Here is a 25,681-nt window from a genome sequence, read left to right on the forward strand (position 1 = left end):
ATTCAAAAGTGTGCAGATCCTTTTAATCACCGTAAAATTAATATCTCACGAGTTAGCCATTAGCTGAGCTACTGACATGATGAATCTCTCCCATTGGCGCTTGATTGTCGCCATCGCGGACACTGGCACTATCACACGAGGTGCCGAGCGTGTTGGCATGACTCAATCCGGCGCCAGCCAGGCGCTCGCACAAATGGAGGAAACGCTGGGGGCACCGCTATTTGCCCGTTCGCGACGAGACGTCAGCATGACGGCCTTTGGAGATGCGGTTGTCGAGCACGCGCGTGGTATGTTGGCGAGCCTCAACGCGATTGGTGGTTTGGCCGATGAGCAGAAAGGTATAGGGAGTGGCCGTCTTCGATTAGCTAGTTTCCCGTCTGTAATCTCGACTCGTCTCCCTGCACTGCTCGGCTCCTTTCGACAGCGCCATCCCGGTATCGACATCGTCGCTCTGGAAGGTACCGATGAAGAAGTCGAGACATGGTTAGCTAGTGGCGCCATCGACCTTGGCGTGGTGCTGAATCCTACGCCGGAACGCCAAGCCTTGATACTCGGCTGCGATGCTTGGGTAGCCGTGGTGCCAACGGCTCACCCCATGGCGCGCCGTGCATCCGCACGAGGTGTCGACTTTGCAGAACTCGCTACCCAGCCGTTCATTCTCGCAACGGGGGGCTGCGCGGTGAATGCCCAGCATTTGGCTCAAGAGAGGGGAGTAGCGTTGAGCAATATCCGTGTGACGGTACGTGACTGGGTCAGTGCCTGTGTACTGGTTCGTGGAGGAATGGGAGTCGCCATCGTGCCGGAATCAACACTACCCGAAGATCAGCGTGGTTTACGCGTGTTATCGCTGACACAGCCGATTTATCGAAGGTTTGGGCTCGTCCCTGCAACGGCCACACCGGTCTTGAAACTTGTCGAGACTTTCTGGCAACACGTAGCAAATCACAAAACGCCACCATAGGATACCCACTTCACGACACAGTAAGCTGAGGCTCATCCACCACCACCGCGTCACGCAACGTTTCAGCGAAGCTTGCCAGGGCGGGTGTCCAGGACTCTGGTTCGGGGGCGACAAAATAGGTATCGACATTGGCGATGGACGTGGGCAGTTCCAGCGTATGAATCCCGAACCGGTGCTGGTGGGCTTCAACCGTCCCACGGGGTAGCACCGTGTAACCCATCCCGGCAGCAACGCAGCCAAGCATCGCGTCCAGGGAGCCGAACTCAAAAATCCGGCCTGCATTGACGCCGTAGGAAGCCAGCAACAGCTCAATACGCTGGCGGTAGCTGCACCCCTGGCGAAACGCCAAGAAAGCAGACGTCAGCAGTTCTTGTGAAGAGGGCATTCTCGTCATAGGTGTTGAGCCGACTAAGACAAGCTGCTCGCTAAATGCTTTGAGCAAGTGGTAGCGGCCATGCTCGAGTCGCCCGGCCACGAAGACACAGTCCACCTGCCCGTTAAGCAACAACTCGACCAGCTCAGCCGTGGGCCCGGTCTTTATCTGGATATCAACGTCAGGCTGCGCTGCGTGGTACGCCGCCAGTATCGGCGGAAGGCGCAACGCCGTCGTGGTCTCCATGGCGCCTATACGCAGCCGCCCACACGCCTTCTCTTGGCCTTTGAACAGCGATACCGCTTCGTCGTGGGCTGTCAGCATGCGCTCGGCGTACTCCACCAGCGCCGATCCGGCACTCGTAGGGCGAACGTGTCCTGCACGGTGAATCAGCTGTACGCCTAACTCTTCCTCAAGTTTCTTGATGTGGGCCGTCACATTGGATTGCACCGTGTGCAGCTGCTTAGCCGCCGTCACGAAGCTGCCGGTTTCGGCTACGGCCATGAATAGTCGAAGTGATTTCAATTGCACGCGCCATCTCCCTGTCAGGCTATCTTTAAACAAGATAGTAGCGATCAAAACTAATCGTTTCTAGAAATAGTTCCTCGCGCGTAGTCTGACTGTGCACTAACGCGCTGCCCACCTTGCCCGAAAGGCGGCACGAAAAGGACACAACATGATGAATCGATCACTCACTACTCACGATCTGCCCGCCCTGATGACAGGGATAATGGCGACCCTGGCGGGGATTGGCATTGCGCGCTTCGCCTATACGCCGCTATTGCCTGCGATTATTCAAGAGGGTTGGTTTACCGCGAGCCAAGGCGCCTACCTGGGGGCCGCCAACCTGCTGGGGTATTTTATCGGTGCACTCGTAGCTCACTCGCTGAGTGAGCGCTTTTCTCCTCGCTTGGTGATGGCCGCAAGCTTTGCGGGTATCGCGCTAAGCTTTGTGCTCTGCGCCGGGGCAGGTGGTTTCCTCTGGTTCTTCTTCTGGCGGTTGGTGTCGGGCATTGCCGGGGCCATCTTAATGGTCGTTGGTCCCTCGCTGGCGTTGGCGGCCACACCACCTGAAAGGCGAACGCGTGTTGGTGCCATGGTGTTTACCGGTATTGGCTTTGGGGCACTGCTTTCGGCCTTCATCGTACCGTTACTTCTTGGGTTAAGCCTGACAGTCACCTGGGGCACGCTGGGGCTGCTCTGTATTGCCGCTGGCCTTTTGTGCGACTATTTTTTGCAACAACAGGGAGTAGCGCACTTAACCTCACCCATAACGGCTAGCTCGGTGGGTAATAGTTCCACAGGGTATGCGGGTGTAAAGGTCGTTGTGCTGCTTGTCATTGGCGCTTATGCCCTGGATGCAATTGGCTTTGTGCCCCATACCGTGTTCTGGGTGGACTATCTCGCCAGGGAAAACGCTCTGGGTAACCAAGCGGCTTCCCTGCAGTGGGGAATCTTCGGGTTGGGCGCCTTGTGTGGGCCGTTCATGGTAGGCGCACTGGCGCAGCGAGTGGGCTGGCAGGGGGGCTTGATGATCGCCTTTGCGGCGAAGGCCGCCGCTGTCTTGCTGCCGGTGTTCTCGCTTGCACTGCTCAGCCAGTCGGTTTCCTCCTTCATGGTAGGGGCAATGATCCCCGGTATTGTGGCACTCACTTCTGGCCGCCTTGCTGAGTTGGTAGGGCCAACCGCCCACAAGAAGCTCTGGGGGCAAGCCACCGCCGCCTTTGCAGCCGCCCAGGCGGTGGCGGGCTATGCCATGTCGGCGCTTTATGGCGCTTGGGGCAGCTACACGCCACTGTTTGCCATCAGCGGCCTCATCCTCGTCGCTGGCTTTTTGCTGGTGCTGCTTAGCCGTGGCGTACAGCAGCGTCACTCGCATCTTTCTGCCCAGCAACCTACACAGCAATCTTCAAACCAAGGGAGGCAATAATGGAACTCTACCTAAACGCAACCTCGCCCTATGCGCGCCTAGTGCGCATCGTATTACTGGAAAAAGGCCTGATGGACGCCGTGACGCTAAAGTGGTGCGACCCCTGGGCAGATGATGTAGATCTGTTAAAAGCCAACCCCGCCGGGCGTATTCCCGTGCTGGTAACGGAGGAGGGCACCACGCTAAGCGAATCAATGCTGATTGCCGTTTACCTGGATAGCGTTAGCCCCAACAAGCCGATGATTCCCAAGGCTGGTTTAGGTGAGGTGCTGCACCTGGCGGGGTTGGGTCAAAACCTGATGGATGCCGCGTTCAATACCGTGATTGCCAGAAAGCATTACGGCAATGGAATTGATGATAGCGAGCTGGGGCAGAGGCGTTCGCGGGCCATTCAGCGGCTCTTAAAGCAGCTGGACGGTGAGCTTGGCGAAATACAACAGACCTCAACTATCAATCTGGGTCACATTGCCACCTCAGTGGCGCTGGATTATCTCGCCTTTAGGCTGCCAGAGGTGAACTGGAAAAAAGACTACCCGCTGCTTCTGGCATGGCACGCTAGCGTTACTGCGCGAGAGAGCTTTCAGCAGACGGCTTTCTGTTAGGACTTTCTATTAGGAGAAGTGGGGGAGAAAGCGAGCTCAGTGCTGGATCTCAGCCCGCAACTTTTCCACTTCTTCAACCGGCAGTTCTTCAATATCTGCGATCATTTGATCATCCATTTCGGTGCGAGCGATCAGCTTTCGGGCCGCGTTGCGTTTGCCTTCCAAGGCACGTTGCTCGGCTTCCTGACGCCCTTCCAGACGCCCTTCCTGACGCTCTTTTTGCACCAGATTTTCTAAGTTTTCTGCCAACATGTCTTTATCCTCCACCAAACTGTTGAGCCGCTCTAGATTAACTTCTGCACCAAGCCGCTGCAGATGACGTTTAATCCAGCGCGTGATGACCTTATCAATGCGTTCTTTGTTCGGATCCGCTTTGATAATGGCCACAATACGATCAACGGCTAGTTGCAGGGCTTCCCAACTCTCACCGGCGTTTTCGACGCTGAACACACCGCTTAATGGTGTCTGAACTAAGCCTAGCTGTTCATCAGTATAGCGCCCTTCATCGACTAGGTAATAGCGTAGGTGGGGCTGATAAATCTGAAGAAAGTCGGGCGGTTCTGGGGTGATCATCTCGAAGATATCTAGCGGTGCCGTCCATCGCTCTGAGCCGTTATACAACACGACAGGGAGCACGGGCGGCAACCCTTGGCTGGGCGTGATGATCTTCTGTTTGAATAGTTCGCTATAGAAACAGGCGACGTAGTGCAGTAGTCGAATGGGCATAGTGCGATCCACCGAGGACTGAAATTCCAGCAGAATATACAGAAATACTCGTTGGGTGAGGCCTTTCCATTTCACTTCAACCGACCACACCACATCTTCAATCTTCTCTTCAAAAAGCGGCGTAATGTAGTTGCCGCTGTGGCTCTTTAGGGTGGAGAAATCCATCAGCTTAGCAATCTCAGCAGGCGTAAAGCCTTCGATCAACTGTTGCACGAATTCGGGGTAGCTAAACAGCTCCTTGTAGCCGGTATCATGATGTTTGTGAATGGTGCCCACCATGAGTGCTCCTTATTCAATGTGCCTAAGCGAGTGCATCGCAAAAAACAATATACCTAAGAATAAATAGCGGGGCTTGGCAAGCAACTGTTGTCGGGTTGGCGTTAGACACTGCCTGCATTTGATATATCCAGCCCTTATCACCCATGCCAGACTGCATATTCAAAATAAGAATATCAAAAATTTCTTTTATACTTTTTAGTAAATTAAGGATGCACTAAAATGGTGCCCTTTCTGAGCCAGGCCGCTGGACGCCTGGCGCCGTGTTAGGCCAAAGATAGGGATATCACCATGAGTGAGCCAGCAAGTGATCAAGAGGGGGCGCACTTCAAGCGCAGTATGCAGACGCGCCATTTGGTGATGCTCTCGTTGGGCGGCGTGATTGGCACCGGGCTGTTTTTGAGTTCCGGTTATACCGTGCAGCAGGCCGGGCCTATTGGGGCAGTGTTGGCCTATCTGGTAGGTGGCATTGTTGCTTGGCTGGTGATGATGTGCCTGGGCGAGCTGGCGGTGCATATGCCGAATTCAGGCGCCTTCAGTGCGCATGCCAGCCGCTATATCGGCCCAGGAACCGGCTATATGGTGGCCTGGATGTACTGGCTCACCTGGACGGTGGCGCTAGGGTCAGAGTTCACCGCGGCGGCGGTCTTTATGGGGCGCTGGTTTCCCGATATCCCCGGCTGGTACTGGAGCGGCATGTTTGCGGCGATTGTTTTTGGCGTTAATGCGTTTACCTCACGCTTCTTTGCCGAATCTGAATTCTGGCTCTCATTGATCAAAGTGATCGCGGTGGTGGTGTTTGTGCTGGTGGGCGCCGTGGCGATTATTGGCTGGGTGCCGTTGCATGATGCCGCTGGCGCTGAGGTCGCCTCACCGGGGCTATCGGCACTATGGGGAGAGAGCGCCATGCCGCCCAACCTGATGGCCATTGGTACCGCCTTACTGGCTGTGATGTTTGCCTTTTCCGGCACCGAGCTGATTGGGATCGCCGCCGGAGAAACGGTAGACCCGGCCCGCAATGTGCCCAAAGCGATCCGCGCGACCCTGTGGCGATTGATCCTGTTTTTCGTCGGCACCATCGTCGTGATTGCGGCGCTGTTACCTCAGGATCAAGCCGGGCTCAGTCAAAGCCCCTTCGTGGCTGTATTCCAACGCCTTGGCGTACCGGGTGCAGCCGATATCATGAATTTTGTGATCATCACCGCGCTGCTTTCGGCGGCCAATTCCGGTCTTTATGCCTCGTCGCGCATGCTATGGACGCTCGCTGACCAGGGCACCTTGCCCAAGTCGCTTGGCCGCCTCAACAAGCGTGGCATTCCGATGAATGCCCTGCTACTCAGCATGGTCGGCGGCCTGGGCGCGCTGTTCTCCAGCGTGTATGCCCCTGAAACTGTCTATCTGGTGCTGGTCTCGATTTCCGGTTTGGCCGTGGTGGTGGTCTGGATGGCGATTGCGCTTAGCCAGTTTAACTTCCGGCGCCACTACCTGCGTGAAGGCGGGCAACTGAAGGATCTGGTTTATCGCACGCCGTTCTACCCCTGGGTGCCGATTATTGCCTTTGCAGCCTGTCTGGCCGCGTGCATTGGCATTGCCTTCGACCCGCATCAACGCGTGGCGCTCTATTTCGGTGTGCCTTTCATTGGCCTGTGCTACCTGGTGCACTATGTGCGCCACCGCTCGGCCTCCCAACGTTCTGAACCTTCGCCCGACGCCGTTGAGGAAAACACCGTATGAATGAGTTGAACCCGATCAAAGCCCTGTTGGCCGACGTACCCTTTATGGTCATCGACGGCGCCATGGCCACCGAGCTGGAAGCGCTCGGCTGTGACCTCAATGACGCCCTCTGGTCGGCGCGCTTGTTGACGCAAGCCCCGGAGAAGATTCGTCAGGTGCATCAGGCCTACTTTGAAGCCGGTGCCGACTGTGCGATTACCGCCAGCTATCAAGCCACGGTGCCCGGTTTTATGCAGGCGGGGATGACGGCGGAAGAGGCGCGGGCGCTGATTCAGTTATCGGTCACCCTGGCGCAGCAGGCGCGGGATGCGGTCTGGCAGCCCGACCAAACCGACCGCCCCAAACCGCTGGTAGCCGCATCCGTTGGCCCTTATGGCGCATATCTGGCGGACGGCAGTGAGTACCGAGGTGGCTATGACCTGGATCGCGCCGGGCTGGTTGAGTTTCACCGTGAGCGGTTTGAACTCCTGCTGGCGGCGGGGGCGGAGCTACTCGCCGCTGAAACCTTGCCCTCCTTGGAGGAAGCGCTGGCGATCACCGATTTACTAGCCGAGCATCCAGGTGCCCAAGCCTGGATAACCTTCTCGGCGAAGGATGGCCAACATATCAGCGATGGCACGCCGATCGCAGAATGTGCGAGGGCCCTGGCCAACTGCCCAGGCGTAGCGGCGATTGGTGTGAACTGCACGGCGTTGGCCCATATCAAATCGCTGATTCAGGCGATCCGGCGTCAGTGCGATCTGCCTATATTGGTCTACCCCAACTCTGGGGAAGTCTACAACGCAGTGACCAAAACCTGGCACCCGGCCCAATGCGATCATACAGCTGCGGATATTTCCGGGCTGGCTCAAGGGGTTGAGCATTGGCTTGCAGCAGGCGCGTCAGGCATTGGCGGTTGCTGCCGGACGACACCGGAAGATATTCAAGCGCTGGCTGAGTGGCGGAGGTCGCGCTAGGTTATTTAGGCTTTAATGCTGATTCTCTGCCCGAAACTTTTCTATTTCTTTGAAGGGCAACTCTACGGCGGACATCTCTTCGATGTCCCCCATAATCTGACTATCGATTTTTATAGTGTCGACTGACAAAATTGAGCGCTACTGGAGGAATCGCTCGTTTTCAGTGCTTATCTTCGAGACGCAGCTTAGCGATATCGTCAACCGATAACCCCGTTGCCTGAGCAATCTGCTCATCAGTAAGCACACCAAACGCTAACAGATGGCGAACAGTATCGCGCTTGCTTTCCAAAGCCCGTTTCTCGGCTTCCTGAAGCCCCTCCTGGCGTCCTTCCTGACGCTCTTTTTGCACCAGATTTTCTAAGTTTTCTGCCAACATATCTTTATCCTCCACCAAACTGTTGAGCTGCTCCAGATTCACCTCTGCCCCAAGACGTTGCAGGTGGCGCTTGATCCAACGTGTAATGACCTTATCAATGCGCTCTTTGTTCGGATCCGCTTGAATGATGGCCACAATACGATCAACGGCTCGCTGCAAGGTTTCCCAACTCTCCCCTGCGTTTTCGACGCTGAACACGCCGCTTAACGGTGTCTGAACCAAGCCTAGCTGTTTATCAGTATAGCGCCCTTCATCGACCAGGTAATAGCGTAGGTGGGGCTGATAAATCTGTAGAAAGTCGGGCGGTTCCGGGGTGATCATCTCGAAGATGTCTAACGGAGCCGTCCAGCGCTCCGAGCCGTTATACAACACCACCGGAAACACGGGTGGCAAGCCTTGGCCGGGCGTGATGACCTTCTGCTTGAGTAGCTCACTATAGAAACAAGCAGCATAGTGCAGCAGCCGAATGGGCATGGTGCGATCCACCGAGGATTGAAACTCCAACAAGATGTACAGGTACACCTCTTGGGTGACGCCTTCCCAGGTCACTTCAACCGACCACACCACATCCTCAATCTTCTCTTCAAACAGCGGAGTAATGTAGTTGCCGCTATGGCTCTTCAGCGTGGAGAAATCCATTAGCTTGGCGATCTCTGCGGGCGCAAAGCCTTCGATCAACTGCTGCACAAACTCGGGGTAGCTAAACAACTCCTTGTAGCCGGTATCGTGGTATTTGTGGACGGTGTCCGCCATGCGCGCACTCCTTGTTCAAAGTCCATATCTTACCAAAGTGCACGGATCTCTGTATTTGGCATGGGATAAAGGTGTCATAGGTTACTCCAGCCACCAGTGATACTCTTCTCAATATCAGCTTCTATGCCCACGAAAGCGATTCAGAGTCGATATTGGTACTGACCCTTAAAAAATTCTATCCGACAGCCTGTATTCTCCGCTCACCATACTCTCTTAAATGCTTAAAAATGAATGGGAAAACAGTGGGCCCTTTATGGCGTACGTGCCAGACATCAAGACTATCCCAAAACCATTCGGGTACGGCATCTGATCCGGCGTCTGCGCGATAGATGTGATTGAAATTATCTTGCTTTCTTGCGGGTGATCCAACTGAACCTGCTGCATATAAGCCTGATTCGCGATCAATCCAGATTCCTGTTGTAGCTTGAAATACACCTCGTTCCCAGGAGGCAAAGGGTGCTTTAAGGCGGTATCCCTGCTCGGCCAAAAAGTTATGGAAATCTTGTTTTTCTTTGCTCTTGTAATCAATCCCAATCAGATTTTGAGCGGCTACAGTCTCTTTACTGTTCGAGATGATCTCTGCGAGTCCATGAACTAGCTTGCTACCAGGATTTTGATCACAATACTGGGCAATGAGTTCAGAGGGAATGCCGCTCGATAGCGTGCTGTCAATTTCCTGAACCCACTTATGTATCTGCTTCTCGTTCGGTAGACAAATCGCGTTAGTGTCGGCGGCAATGATGACTTTGCCTTGGTCTGGCCAGTAGATGAGATCGGCACGATCATATCCTTCAAAAATCTGCCGTTGTTGTTTATCATCAAGATCCATCCATAGCTCCTCCCTTACCGCGTCTGGGAGGCTGTCGAATATTAACCGGTCACCATCTTTTTGGCAGTAATACATCGGCCAAACAGCCTTGGGCGAAAATTTCTCTTGTTGCGGCCTAATAGAGGTGATAAACCAAGCTTCGTTTGGAAGTTCTGGGTAGTCTAGCACCAGGGTTCTTTCTTTCACTTCCATCTTGATCAGGAGCTCTTTGACCAGAACCTGAACGACATGTGATTTACTTTCCCCTTGAAGTCGCTCAGGATAACAGGATTGTATAACTGAATCGGGGTACTGTCGGCGTGTTACCAAATAAGGATCAACGTCCCGGTTCTCGTAACTGTCTTTGTTATTCACTACGAGAATGTTCAGCTCATCGGGTTCGATCTCATCAGTGAGCACTGATTGAATTCCTAGACGGCTAAGTTCCGAAGCCAGCCGCCGTCCTGCATCTGCATCTGCATCATTACAACGGTTAGTGATACAGATGGGATATTGCCTCATCCAATTATTCAGTGTGATGTAGGCGTTGTTGACTTGCCGGGGATTAACTTGCTTGTGAACGTTCGGGGAGATTGATTCCTGACTAAAATCGATTGTGCTGCCATAGGCTCTTTTAAGGTCATCCAGGAACATGGACAAAACACCGAGCCTTGTTTGGTAGTAGGATTCCAAAGTAGGCTGCCCTTGTAGATCTATTGCTGAGACGCGATTTTTCTTTTTTGTAGTCGGAGCTCTCTTAACGTAGGCGCCTCCAGTGTTTTTGTGCAATTCCTGGCCTAGAATATCCAGATCATATCGTGACAGTTTGGCAATCTTTTTTTGTAACGTCCCCCCTTCATTTTCGTACATTTTGGTGGGTGTAAAAGTGGTTGTCTGGATATCTAAATACCAGCGCTTTGCAATTGGACTCCACTTGGGGTCGATGCGAACTGCGGTAATTACATTCCATTTGGCAGCGAATAGTCGCCGTCTGATGACGTAGTAAAGGCCATCTGCTTCGAAGCGTGCTGGTTTGTTGTCTGGCTCTAAAACTCTAGGAATAGCTCTGACAAGAAGCGCACGTAAAGCCCACTGTGGTATTTTATCTAGCGGTTCTGACCTGACGGCTAGTGCGTAGTCATTGAGGTGAATTTCTTGATCTACAGGCAGTAACACCAAGAATCGCGACTCCTTTCCGTCCTTTATTATTGAAAGTACTGGCCCCGAGCTATAGATATTCTTGGGAAGGTTCGGGAAACGGATCTCCCTCTCTTCTTTATTCCAACTTCGATATGACACCGATGCCACTGAAAACCTGGCGGCAAGAGCTGGGAGGTCACATGGGGTCATTGTCATAAAATTTGTTAGAACTGGATTCATTGATGTTCCCCCATCCATTCCAGCAGGGTGATTATATGTCGCTCAATAACGCTACCTGTCGCCCATCCAAGGACTCCCGGTATTTCGATCACAGAGCTTTCACGTTGGTTTGTAGGTCTAAACTCGTTGCTCAGGAATCGGCATTGGCTACCTTGTGAATCAAATAGGTTTATGTAGGCGAAGTGTCGAGCACCAACTTTCTGTTCCATAGTAATGGCTTTTTGTTGATGATTATCTACTGTTCCTTCGCTGCGCCAATGTTTTGCGTCAACGGCAATCCAGGGGGCTTCCGGTGAAGTTCTGATCAGAAAATCAAAGTTTTCGTAAGTATTATTGGGAAGGTCGGATACCTGTAGACCGAAATGGCGTAGGATTACTCGAATTCCCTCTTCCCCAAGGGCGCCTTTGTATAGGTTAAAGAAAGCTGCTGGGTTAATAATGTAGGGGTGTGGCTGCCATTCTGTTGCAAAGCCTTGTTCTTCAAAATGCTTGCGAACATGTACGTTTCTCATCAGTTCAGGTAGGCCGCTCTCCATCTCACTTACCCAACGCCCCTTTTCTGCTCGATCAAAAAAGCGGAGCTCATTGTTAGGCCCAGGGGCATCCGTTTGTGTCTCAAGACTTCCCGAGAAAAGATAGCCGCCAAGAGTAGGCGATTGAAGATATAGACGAGGGCAGTTGCCCGATGCTGTAGCTCTTGTGGGTTCAGTTAGAAGCTGCCTGCGCAGGGATTCCCAGTCTCTGATAGCGGATTCCGGGTCAGCACCACGGAATCCGGACATTAGTTCTTTTATTAACGAGAGTGTGTCAACGGTATAGAAGGCAGCGCGATTGTGCATGCGAGTGGATTCCCTATCCACAAAATGTGCGTCTCCTAAAGCTTTGGCTTCCTGGGTAAGAGCGATATATTCAATGGAGAGTCCTTCATCAGGGCGGGGGTCTGAGGCAAGGGCTTCCCGAAGATCACAGTCAGCCATCAATTCGATATTGGGTCTTTTAAATGCTGTCCGCGCGGTACGCCCAACAGCCTGCTCAATAATCTTTCTGATTAACCAAATGTAATCGCCGGTCTGGTGATAACTATTCAGATTTTGCTCATGACTGGAGCCCAGCAATGCCTTCTTAATCCAGTGCCGAGCCTCTCTGTGTGATATCCAGTTTGACTCTTGTAAAGCCATAACTTGATGGCAAAGAAGTAACTGGTTGACTTGGTGGTTGTCTGTATCCGAAAGCCACTGATGAGAGGGTTTTTCCAAATATAAAGTATCAATATCGGTTTTAACATTCTCTGCTTCAGGCCCATCACCGACCCAAATCAGGCTCTTCCTGTCTTTGTGGTGCATCACCGGGTAGTCTGGGTTCTTACCCTCACCCATTGATGCGTAAGTCGACAATAGAACCACCTTGTTACTGCTTTGGCTGAGATAAGAGCGGACTTCGTTGAACTCTCCGAGCCGCATCGACTGGGAGTTCATTCCCGAAAATAACCGAACTGATCTGCTGCTGTGCTCGTTCCTATTATCGAGAAATCTTTGGAGAAACTGAACAAAGTCTGGGTAGCGTACCGAATCAATAGTCCGGTTCAACATCACTAGCATATAGCGGTTGTGTCGAGCATTTATGAAATGATGGAGGGCTTTCAGAAGCTTGGATACCCACTTCAACGTGTACTCACGGCCCTGATCCAGCTGGAGCCAATTATTAATCACCATAGCTGGTTTCCGTACTGGCTTTCCGAATTGAGTTTTCAATTCATCGGCTACCAGAGCGCGGTCAACATTCAGAAAGCGTGCATTAACGTTAATGCTGCAAGCGTTGTATCGTCTCCGGGAATGGTAGTACTCACTTATCTTCGCTGTTTGGACGTCAGATAGCTCAACGAATCTGGAACCAAGCCTTTTTCTCAGATAGTCCAGGTCAAAATTCTTGATTACGGTTGGAGAAGTCGCAGTTGCACTGATGCCAAGAACTTTAGCCCCAGATTCAACTAATCGTGCCATAAGCCCCGATGGTGTAATCGTGAAGCCAGTATAAAAGCAGCTCACAGTGTCGCTTGTCCCCTCATTTCGACGAACATCGGTGAGTTTGAGACCATTGTCATGATATGTTCGGGAGGCTATACGGCTTGGAGATTGCAGGAATTTTGAGCGCCTTCCAGCAAAACTGACCTGAGCGTCGAAAGCAGCAAAAACTGCATTACTGAGATCTTGTAGGTTAAAGTGCCGCAGAATGGATATCACAGCCTCTTGATAAGTTGCGCTCTGCTGACCGGTGTTGAGGTGTAAAGAAGAGGCCGTATTGCTGAGGTAACGCCAAACCGACGCCCTCATTGTCCAGATAAAACGTCGGTATTGCCAATCTGCTTCGTTGACGAAGCGACTCAATCGGTTGGGCAATTGTTTGAGTAGTTCGGTATCGCTGTCTCGTGGCTCACTATGTATCAAGTTTTTCCGGCGCTTGGTATCTGTTCGCAACCTGAGTATATGCTCAGCACTGTGGGCATGTGTAATGGTGCGATCGGAGAACAGCCTAACTTTTTCGGTTTCCAGTGTGGTGCCGACGGTATTGAAAGCGAATTGTATATTCCATCGCTCGGCAAATTCTGCGAGGCTTTTTTTCAAGTCGTCGAAGATATCCTCAATGCCTTCGTAGCGCTCAGACCGTTCCAGTTCATGCTGTTGAAGGTTTGCATGTATTGTCCGCGTTATTTGAATCAGATCCATCGCTCTTTGTTCAGCCATGTACTTCAAGATAACTTCGTTTTGTCGATCGAACTCGTCAATAATCAGCAGCGTCCCATTCAGTTCTCGAATAGGGTGGATCCTTGATTTTAGTGATTGGTAGCCTCCAAGAAATTTTCGAGTAGTCATAAAGCAGACATTGGCTACATTGCGCTGTAGGCGGTCGCCCGGAACCAATTGGTCAAGAGCTTCGTAATCTGCCACTGATAGGCATATGCCTTTTTCACTTCGCTGAAGGCTATGAATCCTGTTGAGCATGAGACGATAGGTTTCCGCAGCCTTCTCCTTTAGCACCTCTTGTAAACCAGGTTTCATAGAAGGATGAGCGGCTACCGATTGGCGGAGTTTCTGCAGTGACTGCCAACAGTGGCGTATTCGCGGATCTGAGTAGAGTTCGAAGCGGTTCATCACATGCTCAACAACAGCCTCTTTTGTGTCTAGCAGTTGAGTATCTTGCCCAGGTAAATAGACGATGCGCTTCTTGAGTAGAGCTTTTTCCTGCTCAGATAGACCGGGCTCTCCATTGATGTGCTGTGAATCAATTAGTTGCAGCAGCTCCTCATAAGTGTGTCGGACGTTGTCTACCGAGTTGGTGATATAGTAGATCGTACGTTGATTGCTCGGGTCAGAGTGTCGAGAATTGATGAGTTCTTCCAGGATTGCGATCTTGATGCTGTGGGTTTTCCCTATTCCCGTTGGTGCTGGTATTGGCACTAAGCAGCCTTGGTCATTCTCAGCTCCGAGGAACTCGCTAAGATCGTTTTGCAGTATCTCATCCAACGGGGAAAGTCGCTGTCTACGGTTAGCTTTTTCGGATCGATGCTCTGTTATCATTCTCGACGCCTTTTCGTCTAATCATCGTCCACTAGGCTGCCGTATTTCACTGACAATCGCGATACTGGATGGGTCTACAATGCGTCCACTTTTTGAACAGGTGTAGCTGAGGTAGCAATGTCTATCGAGGAAGTTGCGTGGGATAAGAAGAGAAAATTCCATTTAATTGAGGTAGTTGCTTATTGGGAAGGCCGAGTGACGAATGACCACCTCAAGCGGGCCTTTGACATACATAGTCGTACTACGGGGGCTGGGCTTTTCCAGACATATAATAGTCTGACACACGGGAATCTGAGCTATTCTTCGAGCCTTCGAGGTTACGCTCCAAGCGATGATTTTCAGTTTCAGTTTAGCAAAGGTGATCTTGGCGAGTACTTATCGCTCATGACTCAGCACAGTACGTTGAACCCTTCTTTTTCAGGTATTAAAGATATACCGGCACCGACCGAGGCAGTCTCTCTTCCTCATCGAGCTGTTGCGCCCTCGATTGTCAGGCAAGTTGTCCTAGCAACCCAAAAAGGGGCCAGGCTGGAACTGATTTATCGATCCCATTCAACCCCTGAAGGGGAGGATCGCATAATCGCACCTCACACCTTGGTTTATTCAGGGTTGCGCTGGCATGCTCGGGCTTGGTGTGAAAAACACCGGAGTTTTCGGGATTTTGTCCTCACCCGTATTGAGCCCGGTGCGGAAATAATTGGCGAGGCGTTGCCGGAGGCTGACCCGGGATTAGATGAAAGCTGGAATCGCCAGATTGCTCTTCTGTTAATTCCAAATCCAGCTCTTACTGAAGCCCAGCAGCGAATGGTGGCTTTGGATTACGGGATGAGTGCAGAGTGGTGCTTGGAGGTTCGCGTACGTGCGGCCATGGTGCATTACCTGATGCTCTCGTTGAACATATTCTTAGATTCGCACAGGTTCAAACCCGAGGAGCAACCGTTGGTAGTATTGAATACTGGTGACATTGAGCCCTTTATTTTTGGCTAGTTAGTGTCGCGAGTTAGGTAAATAAGTATCGCGTATCAAGTTCATAGCTCAGGCGGGCCCATCAAGCAGTACATTCTCTATGTTTAAGCCTTGGCTTTTTTGGCATTAGAACAGAGTCGGTTTTGTTTATGAGTACAAAGTAACCATGAATCGCCGTTCATCAGCTTAAGGCCGTAGTTGTTTGGGGTGACTAGCACCGGGCAACGAAGCGCCTATCACAAAGCCAAAATAGCGTGGACTATTGGAGGCTGTTGTCGCTGGGGATCCGGTGTCGTCAAGGAGTGCCAGCGTGTCCTCAGCCGAGAGACCCTGCAACGGTAACGGTTCATCAAATAGTTCCAGTGCAGAGATAGCTGCTTCCGAGGGAAATACTCGCTGGGTGGCATTTTGGGAAAGGTAGCGTCGTCCTCTTGCATCGGCGTCAGCTTGCAAGTCTATGTCGTTCCTCTGTGGCTCCTAATGGTTCTCAACCTCGTGATATATCATTCGGCATATAACGCCGGGTCGTGGCCCAGAACGCTAGCGCCAATAGGCTTAGCGAAGCGCCTAAAATGCACACACCTTGCCAACCTGCATGAGCATAGGCGGTTGTCGTGCTGATGGCGCCTAGGCCACTGCCGATTGAATAGAACAGCATATACAAGCCTAATAAGCGGCTATGTGCCTCAGGACGTGTGTGAAAAATCATGCTCTGATTAGTGACGTGAAGAGCCTGCCCACCCATATCAAGCAGCACAATCCCGATGATCAGCGCCCATAGCGACCACTCCATCAATGATAGTGGCCCCCACGCTAGTAGCAGCAACACCAGCGCAGCTGCACTGGTACGCTGACCGAGTCCTCGATCTGCCCATTTTCCGGCGCGAGCGGCTGCGAGGGCTCCCACTACGCCAGCCAAGCCAAATGCGCCAATGGCCGTATGAGAAAACTCATAGGGTGGTGCGCTAAGTGGCAATACCAGGGCGCTCCAGAAAACGTTGAAGGCAGCAAACATTAGCATCGCCAGCACGCCGCGAATTTGCAGCACCCGTTCTTCCCGCAATAACACCAACATAGAGACAATCAGGTGTGGATAGCTCATGGAACCTGATGCAGCTTTTAGCGTTGGCAGTCGACGCCACAGCGGTAGTGCCACTACCAGCATTATGACCGCAGAACACAAATAGACGCCTCGCCAGCCGGCTAGGTCGCTTACACCACCAGCGAATACGCGGGCAAGCAACAAGCCAATAAAAACACCTCCTTGCGCTACACCGACGACACGACCCCGTTCATGAGGGGCGGCAGCGCTAGCCGCGTAGGCGATTAACCCTTGCGTCATCGCTGTGCCGAGCAAGCCAACACCGAGCATTCCTGCCAGCAGCATTAAGGTGGATTGCGACAATGCTACAACCACTAAAGAGGCCACCAACGCCAACAATTGCAGCGCCATTAGGCGACGACGATTCACCCGATCCCCTAGTGGAACGAGCAGTAGCAAGGCCAAGGCGCAGCCGACCTGAGTGGCCGTGATCACACCGCCAACGGCTGCATGACTGATACCGAAATCCAAGGCCAGAGCATCTAACAGTGGCTGTGCGTAATAGACGTTGGCGACACTTAAGCCGCTGGCCGCGGCGAAAAGTAGCACTAAGCCGCGTGGCATATCCGTTTGGTTGACCGGTGTACTGTTATCACGAAGCGATACAGGCAGTACCGAAGACGCCTTCATAGCCACCTCTCATTCAGCTGGTTTCAAATAAAAACTAGTTGGATGGTAGGTAACCTGGTTTTAAAATGCAACTACATAGATTGCCATAAACACATGGAAGGCAAATATCATGCCCCGCCGCAAATCCACACATACTGAAACCTGCCCGGTGGCACGCTCTGTCGACGTTATCGGAGATCGATGGTCGCTGCTTATTGTACGAGACGCGTTTGACGGCATGAGTCGATTCGGTGACTTTCAGCGCAGCCTGGGCATGGCTCGCAATATTCTGGCCGAACGCCTGCGTCGGTTAGTTGAAGCGGATATCCTGGAAACTCGGCCTGCATCTGATGGCACGGCCTATCAGGAATACGTGCTGACAGCCAAGGGCGAGAGTCTATTTCCTGTGGTGGTTGCACTGCGACAGTGGGGGGAACGTAACTTGTTTTCACACAGCGAGCAGCACTCCCTGCTTATCGACAAGTCAACAGGGCAGCCGGTGCCCTATATGGCCCCTCAGACCGGTGATGGCGATGTACTGGCCCCGGATGACGCGATAGTAAGAAAACTCTAGTAGCATCATTAGTTAAGCCTCACGGCCATTGCCCAAAACGGTGGAGGAAATACGCCAAGTGGGCTAACCACTGGCTGGTTGGCATCAACTGATACCGGTGGGCAGGGCGACATCGGCCTGAGTGGCGTTAATATGTTGCGATTTCATTGCCGACGAAAGCGTAAGGAAGTCCGCCAGTTGCTGGGTGGCACGCTTCTGTGACGCCTGAACCATCACGAGTTCTAACAACAGCCGTTGGCCGTACCTTCTGCCGCTACGATAATGGCGATGACACATCTGGTACTTGTCGTCACCATCGGCGGAATGAGCCTCTGGCTTGTGCTGATTCGCATCAGCGGCGCCTCGACGGCATCGAGCTATCACCTTCTTAATCCGTTCTTCGGCGTACTACTCGCTTATCTAGTACTTGGGGAGCCGTTGCGCATGACGGATTTCATTGGGGCTGGGCTGATTGTCATCGCCCTGCTCATGACCACCCAGGCAAGGGCTAGAGCACGGCAGCGTTAGGACAGTCGTAGTGAATTAGAGAGCAGTGGCAAAAACATGACACAGGTCATGGCCGTAGCCTAAAGTGTGATGAGGAGAGCATGGGATTCAACGAGCTTTGCTGCTAGGCTAATTTTACTAGAGCTAAAAAAGCCGCAGGGAACAATCTAATGCCACAGGCACCTCGCATCGAGCTTCACCCCGTTAGCCAACGCGTGCAGGTGCATGTTGATGGCAAGCTGCTTGCTGACTCGACCAACGCTCTCGAACTCCGCGAGCGCGGCTACCCGCCACGCCATTATTTCCCACGCGATGACGTGCGGATGGATTTGCTTACCACCTCAGAAACGACTACCCACTGCCCGTTTAAGGGCAGTACGGTGTATTTCTCGCTAGGCGAAAATAAAGATATTGCCTGGAGCTACGAACAGCCGATTGAAGGGATGGAAATAATAGCGGGTAGGGTGGTGTTTTATGAGCAAATTAGCAAATGACGCCTTTCGACCCGAAGCGGACGTAGTAAGCATATCCATGATTAAAATATTAGATTTGTTATTAAAGAAGTTAACCAAAATGGTGCGCGCAATGAATAAATACAGCTTTAACAACAACACCAAATCAAGATGTCGTGATTGTAGTAGTTTAAGGGTAGAGTTCTAATGTGGACAGATAATGAAACTGAATATGACTTTTTAAACTTTGGTAGTGTTGCAAAAACTGTTTCTCAAGTTATTGAAGATGCGAATGAAAAGCCAGTATCAATAGGCGTGTCGGGTGCATGGGGAATCGGAAAATCCTCAATGATTAAGCTTATCCGAAATGAACTAAAGAAATCTGATGATTCCCAATTATCTACGGAAAATAAATATGTTTTTGTCGAATTTAATGCTTGGTTATATCAGGGCTATGACGATGCGAGGGCAGCGTTAATCGAAGTTGTTGCTTCAACTTTACTGAAAGAGGCTGAGTCAAGGGAAACTGGACTAGATAAAGCAAAAGACCTTTGCGCCAGAGTAGATTGGTTTCGTGCGATAAAAATGTCAGCGAGTTCTGCTATTTCGTTGGGATTAGGGTTACCCCCTGTTGGATTGGTAAATGAACTTATTGATACTGGCAAAGGCTTAGCTTATGGAGGCGTAAATCAATCGGATATTGAAAATATAGAGAGCGTCGCGGAAAATATATCGGCTAAGACTAAGGGTTTAATAACTCCTAAAAAGGTAAATACTCCTCCAAAACAAATAGAAGCTCTTAGGCAGAGTTTCGAAGAAACATTAAAGGATATGGGCGTTACACTAGTAGTTCTAATCGATGATCTAGATAGATGCTTGCCTGAGACCACCATATCCACTCTCGAAGCTATCCGCCTACTACTATTTCTCAAACACACAGCTTTTGTTATAGCCGCTGATGATCAAATGATAAAACATGCCGTTAAACGTCATTTTCAAGGTGTTGAAGACGAGCTTGTCACCAACTATTTTGACAAGCTAATTCAAGTGCCTATTCGTGTACCCCCCTTAGGTACGCAAGAAGTTCGCGCTTACATGATGTTGCTACATGTAGAAAACAGCAACTTAAGCAGTGCTCAAAAAGAAAGCTTACGTTCAGGGGTATGTCAGCAATTAAGCAAAACATGGCAGGGGAAAAGAGTTGATCTAAAATTTCTGCGTGAATTGAACGGGGAGTTACCTGATGAGCTTGTTGCCAGATTAGATGTCGCTGATAGGCTAGCTCCCATTATGACCAGTGCGACAGGAATTTCTGGAAATCCAAGGCTAATAAAACGCTTCATGAATGCTCTTTCAATACGTATGGCCATGGCGAAGTCACAAGGCGTTACTGTAGATGAGGCATCACTTGCGAAAATACTTTTGTTCGAAAGATGTGGAGACACTAAAGCTTATGCCGAGTTGATCAAGGCAGTTACGGAAAGCAATGACGGCACGGCACTATTCATATCCGAATGGGAAGAAATTGTAAGCGCTGGAAATACTCCTGAACTTAATGCTCCTTGGGATGATGCATTTGCTTTAGAATGGCTCAGATTATCTCCTCCTTTAGGGTCTCAAGACTTACGCGGAGCATTGTATGTAAGTCGAGAACATGCGCCTTTGATTACACCGGAAGATCGTTTGTCGCCAGAAGCAGCTGAACTTCTTCAAGCATATCTTGAGCACCCTGACATGGCGTCAAGTTCGAAAGAGCAGTTACAGAAAATTCAGAAACCTGAGCTGTCTGTCATTATGGATCGTTTATTCGGTAAGGCAAATCAACAGCAGGAATGGGGAACTCCGCCAATACTAGATCCGCTCATTTTGATTGCACAAGCTGATTCTACTCAAGCGCAACGTTTGGGAGGTTTTTTGAAAGATCGACCAGCAGCGCAAATAAAAGCAAGCATTGTTCCAAAGCTTGATGGTGAAACTTGGGCTACTGGATTATTCGATTACTGGCTAGCAGATGAAGATATCGCTCGCCCTGTAAAAAATTCAATTAATTCAAGGAGGAAAAATGGGAACGTCTCAATCAAGTAACGGCTCTCCTTCCGGGACTCCTATGGTTCCACCATGGACTCCCGATATACCTTCGTCTCAACAACCTGAAACAGGTGTTGATGGGGGGGTAGATGATGCATCTGGCGCGGTCTTAACTCCTCCTGCGGATGGCAATGATGGCTCACCAGATCAAAATGGTAATAAAGGTTCTCCTATAGCACCACCCTCTCGTTTTGGTGGAGCAAGAAGAAATATGGGTGACTATGCTCGAACTGGCGATAGTTCCAGCATGAAAAAAGGACTGGGACAATATGTCCGAAAAGGGTACGGGGGAAGTGCAACAGCGACAAAAAGGCTTGCAAGTACAGCAACAACCGCTCAGTCACTATTCTCAGCACTTTCTACTGGAGATGATAATAGCTATTCCCAAAAAGGTGGCGCACTCGATCCTGCCGCTCTGTCAGGAAAAACAGCGTATGAGGTTATGGATATCATTGTTGAAGCCGTAGCTCCCATAGATGGCACACAGGATACCGAAGCAAGTCGCGAGTCGATCAAAGATGCATTGGCGGATTTGCTAAATGCACACCCTGATGCGGATTTAAATGATCTCTCAGCGGAGCAAAAAGAGCTAGCGATAGAGCGGTATGTAGCGGGAGATGTGTTTAGACGTATAGATTTAGACTTAGGGAAATGTATCCGAGAAAAAGCTCCTAACACTTCATCTGCTCTTGGGCGATTAAAGGAAGTAAAGAATTATGTCCGAGAAACAGTATCATCGTCATTTAGAAAGCTAAAAGAAACAGGTCAAGTAATTATCAACAACACTGTTATTAGTATTGTACAAAATGCGATAAAGGAAACATGCGAAGTCTTTGAGGGGTACGCAGAATGAAGATTACTTGTGCTCTTTCGGATTTCAATTTTGATGCAAGGGAATCTGATCTTGATGTCATCCTCTATGGTCCGACCAACAAGGGGTCTCAAGGATCTATTGGAGGCTCGCTTAAACGTGAAGTACAGCGTAAAAAGCTTGTTCCCGAACCAAGAGCTTGGGACTTTTTATCTATCGCTCTGGCTGTTATTAGTGCAGATTCAGCTGGTCATAGACAGCTTAGTCCTGATGGTTGGACTAGATCTTTTGAATTAACTGTTTCAGTAAGTGACACAGAGTTCTGGCAGAATAATGTGTCTATCTTGCAAGATTTGTTGGCCTTTTTGACAACAGATAGATGGAAGCTGAAATTTATTGGCGGGGGTATATTACCACCCCCTCCCAAATCACCTGTTTTTCCAAATGAAGATAGTGCAGCGTTACTCTCTGGCGGGGTCGATAGCCTCATCGGAGTGATTGATCTGGTTGCGGAGGGTAAAAAACCATATGTCGTTAGTCAAAGAGTAGCCCCAGATACAAGCGTACAAAGCTATTTTGCTAAGGAAGTGAATAGAGGCTCAATGGGTAAAGGTTTAAACAGTTTCCAAGCAAATCATAATGTAAGAATACCTAACAAAGAGCGGCCTCAATCCCAAAGAGCAAGATCAATTATTTTCATGGCCTATGGAGTTCTTGTAGCCACGTCATTGAAGTCCTATAAAGAAGGTAATAATGTTCCGCTGTATGTTTGTGAAAATGGTTTTATCTCTATAAACCCCTCATTAACCACAAATCGTGTTGGCAGTTTAAGTACTAGAACTACACATCCAGTAGTTATAGGGCTATTGCAGAAAATTTTGAATAACGCCAATATTAATGTAAATATTGTTAATCCTTATCGGCATAAAACAAAAGGTGAAATGCTAAAAGACTGTAAAAACCAAAAACTGATGTCATCCTTGATAGGGATGACGACTAGTTGTGGCCGAATACTCGTGAATAAAGTTGACGAGAAATATGCACACTGTGGCAGATGTGTCCCTTGTATGGTTAGGCGTGCATCATTTCTAGCATGGGGAGCTGATGGCGACTCGACAACGTATTTCTATGACGATTTAAGTATTCAAGATGCAAAGCATGCTGGTTTTGATGATGTTCGATCAATGCTGTTAGCAATAGCTGATGCTAAGGAGCAAGGAATTCAAAGGTGGCTTGGGGCATCAATAAGTTCGTCTTTGGTTGAAGATAAAGACAAGCTAGCTGCAATGGTTGAAAGAGGGCTTGGGGAAATTGAAGGGTTTCTCAATTCTCAAGGTGTTAAATGATCGATTTGCACGCCCATATAGATTTGTGCCCTGAGCCAAGTGAAGTTGTTAAAGAAATTGAGAGGCGAAAAATGTATGTCTTGTCAGTTACAACGACCCCTAGTGCTTGGACAGGCACATACTCTATTGCAAAGCACTATTCACGCATTAAAACAGCTCTTGGCCTTCACCCTCAGATAGCTCATGAACGGATTTCAGAGCTTCCGTTGTTTGATACTTTTATCAATGAAACTGATTATGTCGGAGAAGTTGGTTTAGATGGATCTCCAGAGTTTGTAAAGTATAAAAAATCTCAGTTGGCAGTCTTAAAACATATCTTAAAATCCTGTGGTAATTCTGGAGGCAAGATAATTTCTTTACATAGCAGGCGAGCAGCCAGTGATGTAATAGATATTCTTGATAAGTATCCAGATGCTGGGATTCCGGTTTTTCATTGGTTTACAGGTGGGAAAGGCGATCTTAAAAGAGCAATTCAGAGAAACGCTTGGTTTAGCGTTGGTCCTGCCATGTTGAATTCAAAAAGGTCGATAGAAATGGTGGAATATATACCTAAAGATAGAATATTAACGGAGAGTGATGGGCCCTTCGCCAAAATTTCTGGAAAGCCTCTAATGCCTTGGGATGTTGAATTGGCAGTCGTAGGCCTAAGCCGTATATGGGATATGGCTCCATCTGAGGCTAATGAAGTCTTATTTTCTAATTTTAGAACGCTAATTGCATCTAAATAATAGTGTTAATAGTGATGGTAGCCAACGTCCGCTTATGGCCGAGTACAGAGCTTCAAGCTACGCTGATAGTGGAGCGGCAGTTGACGACCCAAAGCTGACATGCCGGAAAAGGCGTATAGCAAGTTCGTTGGGTATATGCAATATGCACAATATTTTGTGTTGTACTACCAATTTATACTTAAGTCTAAGGATTTCAATAGAACGCAAGATGGTCGAACGCGCAGAATAATATTATTGAACGCGCGTTCAGTTTAGTTGTCGAGCATGGGCCTAATTCCTGTTATGCGTCTAGTATGTGGCGAAGGAGTATCCTGATAGCATGAGCAGACAAGAATTGTTGCAGAGCATTTGCAACACGACAATGGACTATAGAGCGGGCGATCTTGCTCCGCCGACGCCTGATCATGTTGATAGATGGGTCAATCAATTTGGTGTGGCCGTTCAGTTGCCAATACTCGCCGAGATCGACCATGTGCTGAAAAACACTTATTTCTCAGCAGATGTTGTTGCTCGCTTCTTGCGTGGAGCCCTAAAAACAAAGAAGCTTGCTGGCGATGACCCATGCAGTTTTTGGCCGCAAGTGGAACTATTGGAAGTTCAGGGCGGAGGGAATAGTCAGAGAGAAATGAACGCCCTATTCAGAGAAATTCTTCGGGCCGAGTGTGGCGTTGAATTTCACCGTGGCGATGAACATCCTAACACTTTCGTATATTTAGACGACGGAATCTTTACTGGAAATCGAGTGCGTAGAGACCTTGAGGCTTGGATAGAAAATCATGCTCCAAATCTCTGCCATCTTCACGTAATTTGCATAGCTCTCCATAGTGGTGGCCAGTACTACGCCAAGCAGCGAATTGAAAAAAAGATTGCCGAGGTAGGAAAAGAGATCGATATAGATTGGTGGAGAAGGATCGAGCTCGAGGATAGGAGGGCTTATTCGTATTCTAGCGACGTGCTTCGGCCCACATTAGTGCCTGATGATTCCGAGGTCCAAGAATATGTCGCAGAGTTGCGATACTCGCCAACACTTCGGGCAGCTGGGAGTGTAGGCAATCAGAAAATTTTTTCTAGTGAGGAGGGGCGTGCACTCTTGGAACAGGAGTTCTTGGTCGCGGGCGTCAGAATCCGCGGCATGTGTCCCAATTTGGGCGATACACAGAGGCCTTTGGGGCACATGACTCTGGAATCCTTGGGATTTGGCTCCATGATCGTGACTTTTCGCAACTGTCCCAACAACGCGCCTTTAGCCCTTTGGGCCGGAGACCCTTGGTATCCATTGTTCCAACGTACCACGAACTCACAGACAGCGATGCAAAACCTTATCGCAAGGATTACAGCCGATGGCTTCGGGCCGGTCTGAGTACCTTAGAACTTACCACCGGGATGACTGTGTAGTCTTCCTTAAGACCAACGAGCTGTATGGTGGCCTGTCGAATATGGCAGGGCGCTATCCAGTGAGAGTCAATGGCATTTGCGTTCGATCAGCTGAGGCACTTTACCAAGCTTGTAGGTTCCCGCACCTACCTGACGCTCAAGAGATGATTCTTCAGCAGACTAGCCCGATGACGGCAAAGATGAAAAGTAAGCCATTTCGCAAAGACAGTCGTCCTGATTGGGAGCGCGTAAGAGTCTCTGTAATGCGATGGTGCCTAAGGGTAAAGCTCGCGTATCACCCGGATTCGTTTGGAAGGCTCTTGCTTGCAACTAAAGAAAAGCCAATTGTTGAAGAGTCACGCAAGGACAGCTTCTGGGGTGCAAAACCAGAAGGCGACGACACGCTTGTCGGTTATAACGTATTAGGGCGGCTCTTGATGGAGCTAAGGGAAGGGTTCAAGGAGCGGTCTTCCGACGATTTTTTAACTGTTCAAGTGCCGAATATCAAGGATTTCTTTCTGTTGAGCCGCCCTATCGAGAAGATCTCAGTAGAGAGAGAGGTAAAAGACTCAGGAGTGAACTCGTTGTCGGCAGTAGCTCAGGGCGACCTCTTCAGAGGGTGATGGTTTGGATGCGTAACAATTCATCGCAGCGGACGTTTGACCTGCCACGTACTTTTGCTGCCAAAAAGTACG

At 50.0% G+C, this 25,681-nt stretch carries 23 protein-coding genes; 15 read left to right on the forward strand and 8 right to left on the reverse strand.

Translation table 11 applies throughout. From position 1 onward, the window contains the following. The first annotated feature begins 76 nt into the window (after positions 1 to 76). Positions 77 to 961: a LysR family transcriptional regulator gene (locus HZS52_RS12630; protein ID WP_190372881.1), complete on the forward strand. Its 885-nt coding sequence runs from the start codon at positions 77 to 79 to the stop codon at positions 959 to 961. Positions 962 to 971: 10 nt separating this feature from the next. On the opposite strand, the gene HZS52_RS12635 is transcribed toward HZS52_RS12630, so the two are convergent. Next, positions 972 to 1,865 (reverse strand): LysR family transcriptional regulator, encoded by an 894-nt coding sequence (locus HZS52_RS12635; RefSeq protein ID WP_190372882.1) that lies wholly within the window; start codon positions 1,863 to 1,865, stop codon positions 972 to 974. A 145-nt stretch (positions 1,866 to 2,010) separates the two neighbouring features. Here HZS52_RS12635 and HZS52_RS12640 point away from each other — a divergent pair, with 145 nt between their 5' ends. Both HZS52_RS12640 and HZS52_RS12645 read left to right on the forward strand, forming a co-directional pair. Next, positions 2,011 to 3,264: a YbfB/YjiJ family MFS transporter gene (locus HZS52_RS12640; protein WP_223827918.1), complete on the forward strand. Its 1,254-nt coding sequence runs from the start codon at positions 2,011 to 2,013 to the stop codon at positions 3,262 to 3,264. Continuing rightward, a complete protein-coding gene (locus HZS52_RS12645; RefSeq protein WP_190372883.1) occupies positions 3,264 to 3,866 on the forward strand; it encodes a glutathione S-transferase N-terminal domain-containing protein in 603 nt (200 codons plus the stop codon). The genes HZS52_RS12640 and HZS52_RS12645 overlap by 1 nt, the downstream gene beginning before the upstream one ends. A 36-nt stretch (positions 3,867 to 3,902) precedes the next feature. Here HZS52_RS12645 and HZS52_RS12650 read toward each other — a convergent pair whose 3' ends face one another. After that, positions 3,903 to 4,871 carry an Rpn family recombination-promoting nuclease/putative transposase gene (locus HZS52_RS12650; protein ID WP_022522639.1) on the reverse strand — a complete coding sequence of 323 codons (969 nt, stop codon included), beginning with the start codon at positions 4,869 to 4,871 and terminating at the stop codon, positions 3,903 to 3,905. Positions 4,872 to 5,159: 288 nt separating this feature from the next. Here HZS52_RS12650 and HZS52_RS12655 point away from each other — a divergent pair, with 288 nt between their 5' ends. Together HZS52_RS12655 and mmuM are read left to right on the forward strand one after the other, a co-directional pair. Continuing rightward, the gene (locus HZS52_RS12655) at positions 5,160 to 6,602 is read left to right on the forward strand and encodes an amino acid permease (protein ID WP_190372884.1); all 1,443 of its coding nucleotides are present in this window, start codon (positions 5,160 to 5,162) and stop codon (positions 6,600 to 6,602) included. After that, positions 6,599 to 7,558 (forward strand): homocysteine S-methyltransferase, encoded by a 960-nt coding sequence (gene mmuM / locus HZS52_RS12660; RefSeq protein WP_223827919.1) that lies wholly within the window; start codon positions 6,599 to 6,601, stop codon positions 7,556 to 7,558. Before HZS52_RS12655 ends, mmuM begins: the two co-directional genes overlap by 4 nt. Positions 7,559 to 7,718: 160 nt before the next feature. On the opposite strand, the gene HZS52_RS12665 is transcribed toward mmuM, so the two are convergent. The 3 genes from HZS52_RS12665 to HZS52_RS12675 form a co-directional block, all read right to left on the reverse strand. Further along, on the reverse strand, positions 7,719 to 8,687 hold the full coding sequence (locus HZS52_RS12665; RefSeq protein ID WP_190372885.1) for an Rpn family recombination-promoting nuclease/putative transposase: 969 nt from the start codon (positions 8,685 to 8,687) through the stop codon (positions 7,719 to 7,721). A 175-nt stretch (positions 8,688 to 8,862) separates the two neighbouring features. Continuing rightward, complete coding sequence (locus HZS52_RS12670; protein ID WP_190372886.1) at positions 8,863 to 10,674, reverse strand: hypothetical protein; 1,812 nt, start codon at positions 10,672 to 10,674, stop codon at positions 8,863 to 8,865. Positions 10,675 to 10,871: 197 nt separating this feature from the next. Further along, a complete protein-coding gene (locus HZS52_RS12675) occupies positions 10,872 to 14,450 on the reverse strand; it encodes a hypothetical protein (protein ID WP_190372887.1) in 3,579 nt (1,192 codons plus the stop codon). A gap of 117 nt (positions 14,451 to 14,567) precedes the next feature. On the opposite strand from HZS52_RS12675, the gene HZS52_RS12680 reads away from it, so the two are divergent. Then, positions 14,568 to 15,437 (forward strand): WYL domain-containing protein, encoded by an 870-nt coding sequence (locus tag HZS52_RS12680; RefSeq protein WP_190372888.1) that lies wholly within the window; start codon positions 14,568 to 14,570, stop codon positions 15,435 to 15,437. 165 nt (positions 15,438 to 15,602) lie between these two features. On the opposite strand, the gene HZS52_RS12685 is transcribed toward HZS52_RS12680, so the two are convergent. Next, positions 15,603 to 15,869, reverse strand: a complete 267-nt coding sequence (locus tag HZS52_RS12685; protein WP_190372889.1) for a hypothetical protein — start codon at positions 15,867 to 15,869, stop codon at positions 15,603 to 15,605. A 34-nt stretch (positions 15,870 to 15,903) separates the two neighbouring features. Beyond that, positions 15,904 to 17,148, reverse strand: coding sequence for an MFS transporter (locus HZS52_RS12690; RefSeq protein WP_190372890.1), 1,245 nt, complete (start codon positions 17,146 to 17,148; stop codon positions 15,904 to 15,906). Between the two features lie 109 nt (positions 17,149 to 17,257). Here HZS52_RS12690 and HZS52_RS12695 point away from each other — a divergent pair, with 109 nt between their 5' ends. Continuing rightward, positions 17,258 to 17,701: a winged helix-turn-helix transcriptional regulator gene (locus HZS52_RS12695; protein ID WP_190372891.1), complete on the forward strand. Its 444-nt coding sequence runs from the start codon at positions 17,258 to 17,260 to the stop codon at positions 17,699 to 17,701. 84 nt (positions 17,702 to 17,785) lie between these two features. On the opposite strand, the gene HZS52_RS24640 is transcribed toward HZS52_RS12695, so the two are convergent. Next, positions 17,786 to 17,914 (reverse strand): hypothetical protein, encoded by a 129-nt coding sequence (locus tag HZS52_RS24640; RefSeq protein ID WP_263364868.1) that lies wholly within the window; start codon positions 17,912 to 17,914, stop codon positions 17,786 to 17,788. Positions 17,915 to 17,968: 54 nt separating this feature from the next. Here HZS52_RS24640 and HZS52_RS12700 point away from each other — a divergent pair, with 54 nt between their 5' ends. The 8 genes from HZS52_RS12700 (at position 17,969) to HZS52_RS12735 (ending at position 25,609) form a co-directional block, all read left to right on the forward strand. Next, the gene (locus tag HZS52_RS12700) at positions 17,969 to 18,208 is read left to right on the forward strand and encodes an EamA family transporter (RefSeq protein ID WP_423250057.1); all 240 of its coding nucleotides are present in this window, start codon (positions 17,969 to 17,971) and stop codon (positions 18,206 to 18,208) included. Positions 18,209 to 18,357: 149 nt separating this feature from the next. After that, positions 18,358 to 18,681: a DUF427 domain-containing protein gene (locus HZS52_RS12705; RefSeq protein ID WP_190372892.1), complete on the forward strand. Its 324-nt coding sequence runs from the start codon at positions 18,358 to 18,360 to the stop codon at positions 18,679 to 18,681. Positions 18,682 to 18,846: 165 nt separating this feature from the next. Next, complete coding sequence (locus HZS52_RS12710; RefSeq protein ID WP_190372893.1) at positions 18,847 to 20,724, forward strand: KAP family P-loop NTPase fold protein; 1,878 nt, start codon at positions 18,847 to 18,849, stop codon at positions 20,722 to 20,724. Next, positions 20,702 to 21,580: a Qat anti-phage system associated protein QatB gene (gene qatB, locus HZS52_RS12715; RefSeq protein WP_190372894.1), complete on the forward strand. Its 879-nt coding sequence runs from the start codon at positions 20,702 to 20,704 to the stop codon at positions 21,578 to 21,580. The genes HZS52_RS12710 and qatB overlap by 23 nt, the downstream gene beginning before the upstream one ends. Next, positions 21,577 to 22,884: a Qat anti-phage system QueC-like protein QatC gene (gene qatC / locus HZS52_RS12720; RefSeq protein ID WP_190372895.1), complete on the forward strand. Its 1,308-nt coding sequence runs from the start codon at positions 21,577 to 21,579 to the stop codon at positions 22,882 to 22,884. The genes qatB and qatC overlap by 4 nt, the downstream gene beginning before the upstream one ends. Then, positions 22,881 to 23,612 (forward strand): Qat anti-phage system TatD family nuclease QatD, encoded by a 732-nt coding sequence (gene qatD / locus HZS52_RS12725; protein ID WP_190372896.1) that lies wholly within the window; start codon positions 22,881 to 22,883, stop codon positions 23,610 to 23,612. The genes qatC and qatD overlap by 4 nt, the downstream gene beginning before the upstream one ends. A gap of 319 nt (positions 23,613 to 23,931) precedes the next feature. Next, a complete protein-coding gene (locus HZS52_RS12730) occupies positions 23,932 to 24,972 on the forward strand; it encodes a phosphoribosyltransferase-like protein (RefSeq protein WP_190372897.1) in 1,041 nt (346 codons plus the stop codon). Continuing rightward, positions 24,953 to 25,609, forward strand: coding sequence for an NADAR family protein (locus HZS52_RS12735; protein WP_190372898.1), 657 nt, complete (start codon positions 24,953 to 24,955; stop codon positions 25,607 to 25,609). Before HZS52_RS12730 ends, HZS52_RS12735 begins: the two co-directional genes overlap by 20 nt. Positions 25,610 to 25,681: the final 72 nt, after the last annotated feature.

Origin of the sequence: Vreelandella titanicae, from assembly GCF_014697095.1 — a bacterium.
GTDB lineage: Bacteria > Pseudomonadota > Gammaproteobacteria > Pseudomonadales > Halomonadaceae > Vreelandella > Vreelandella titanicae.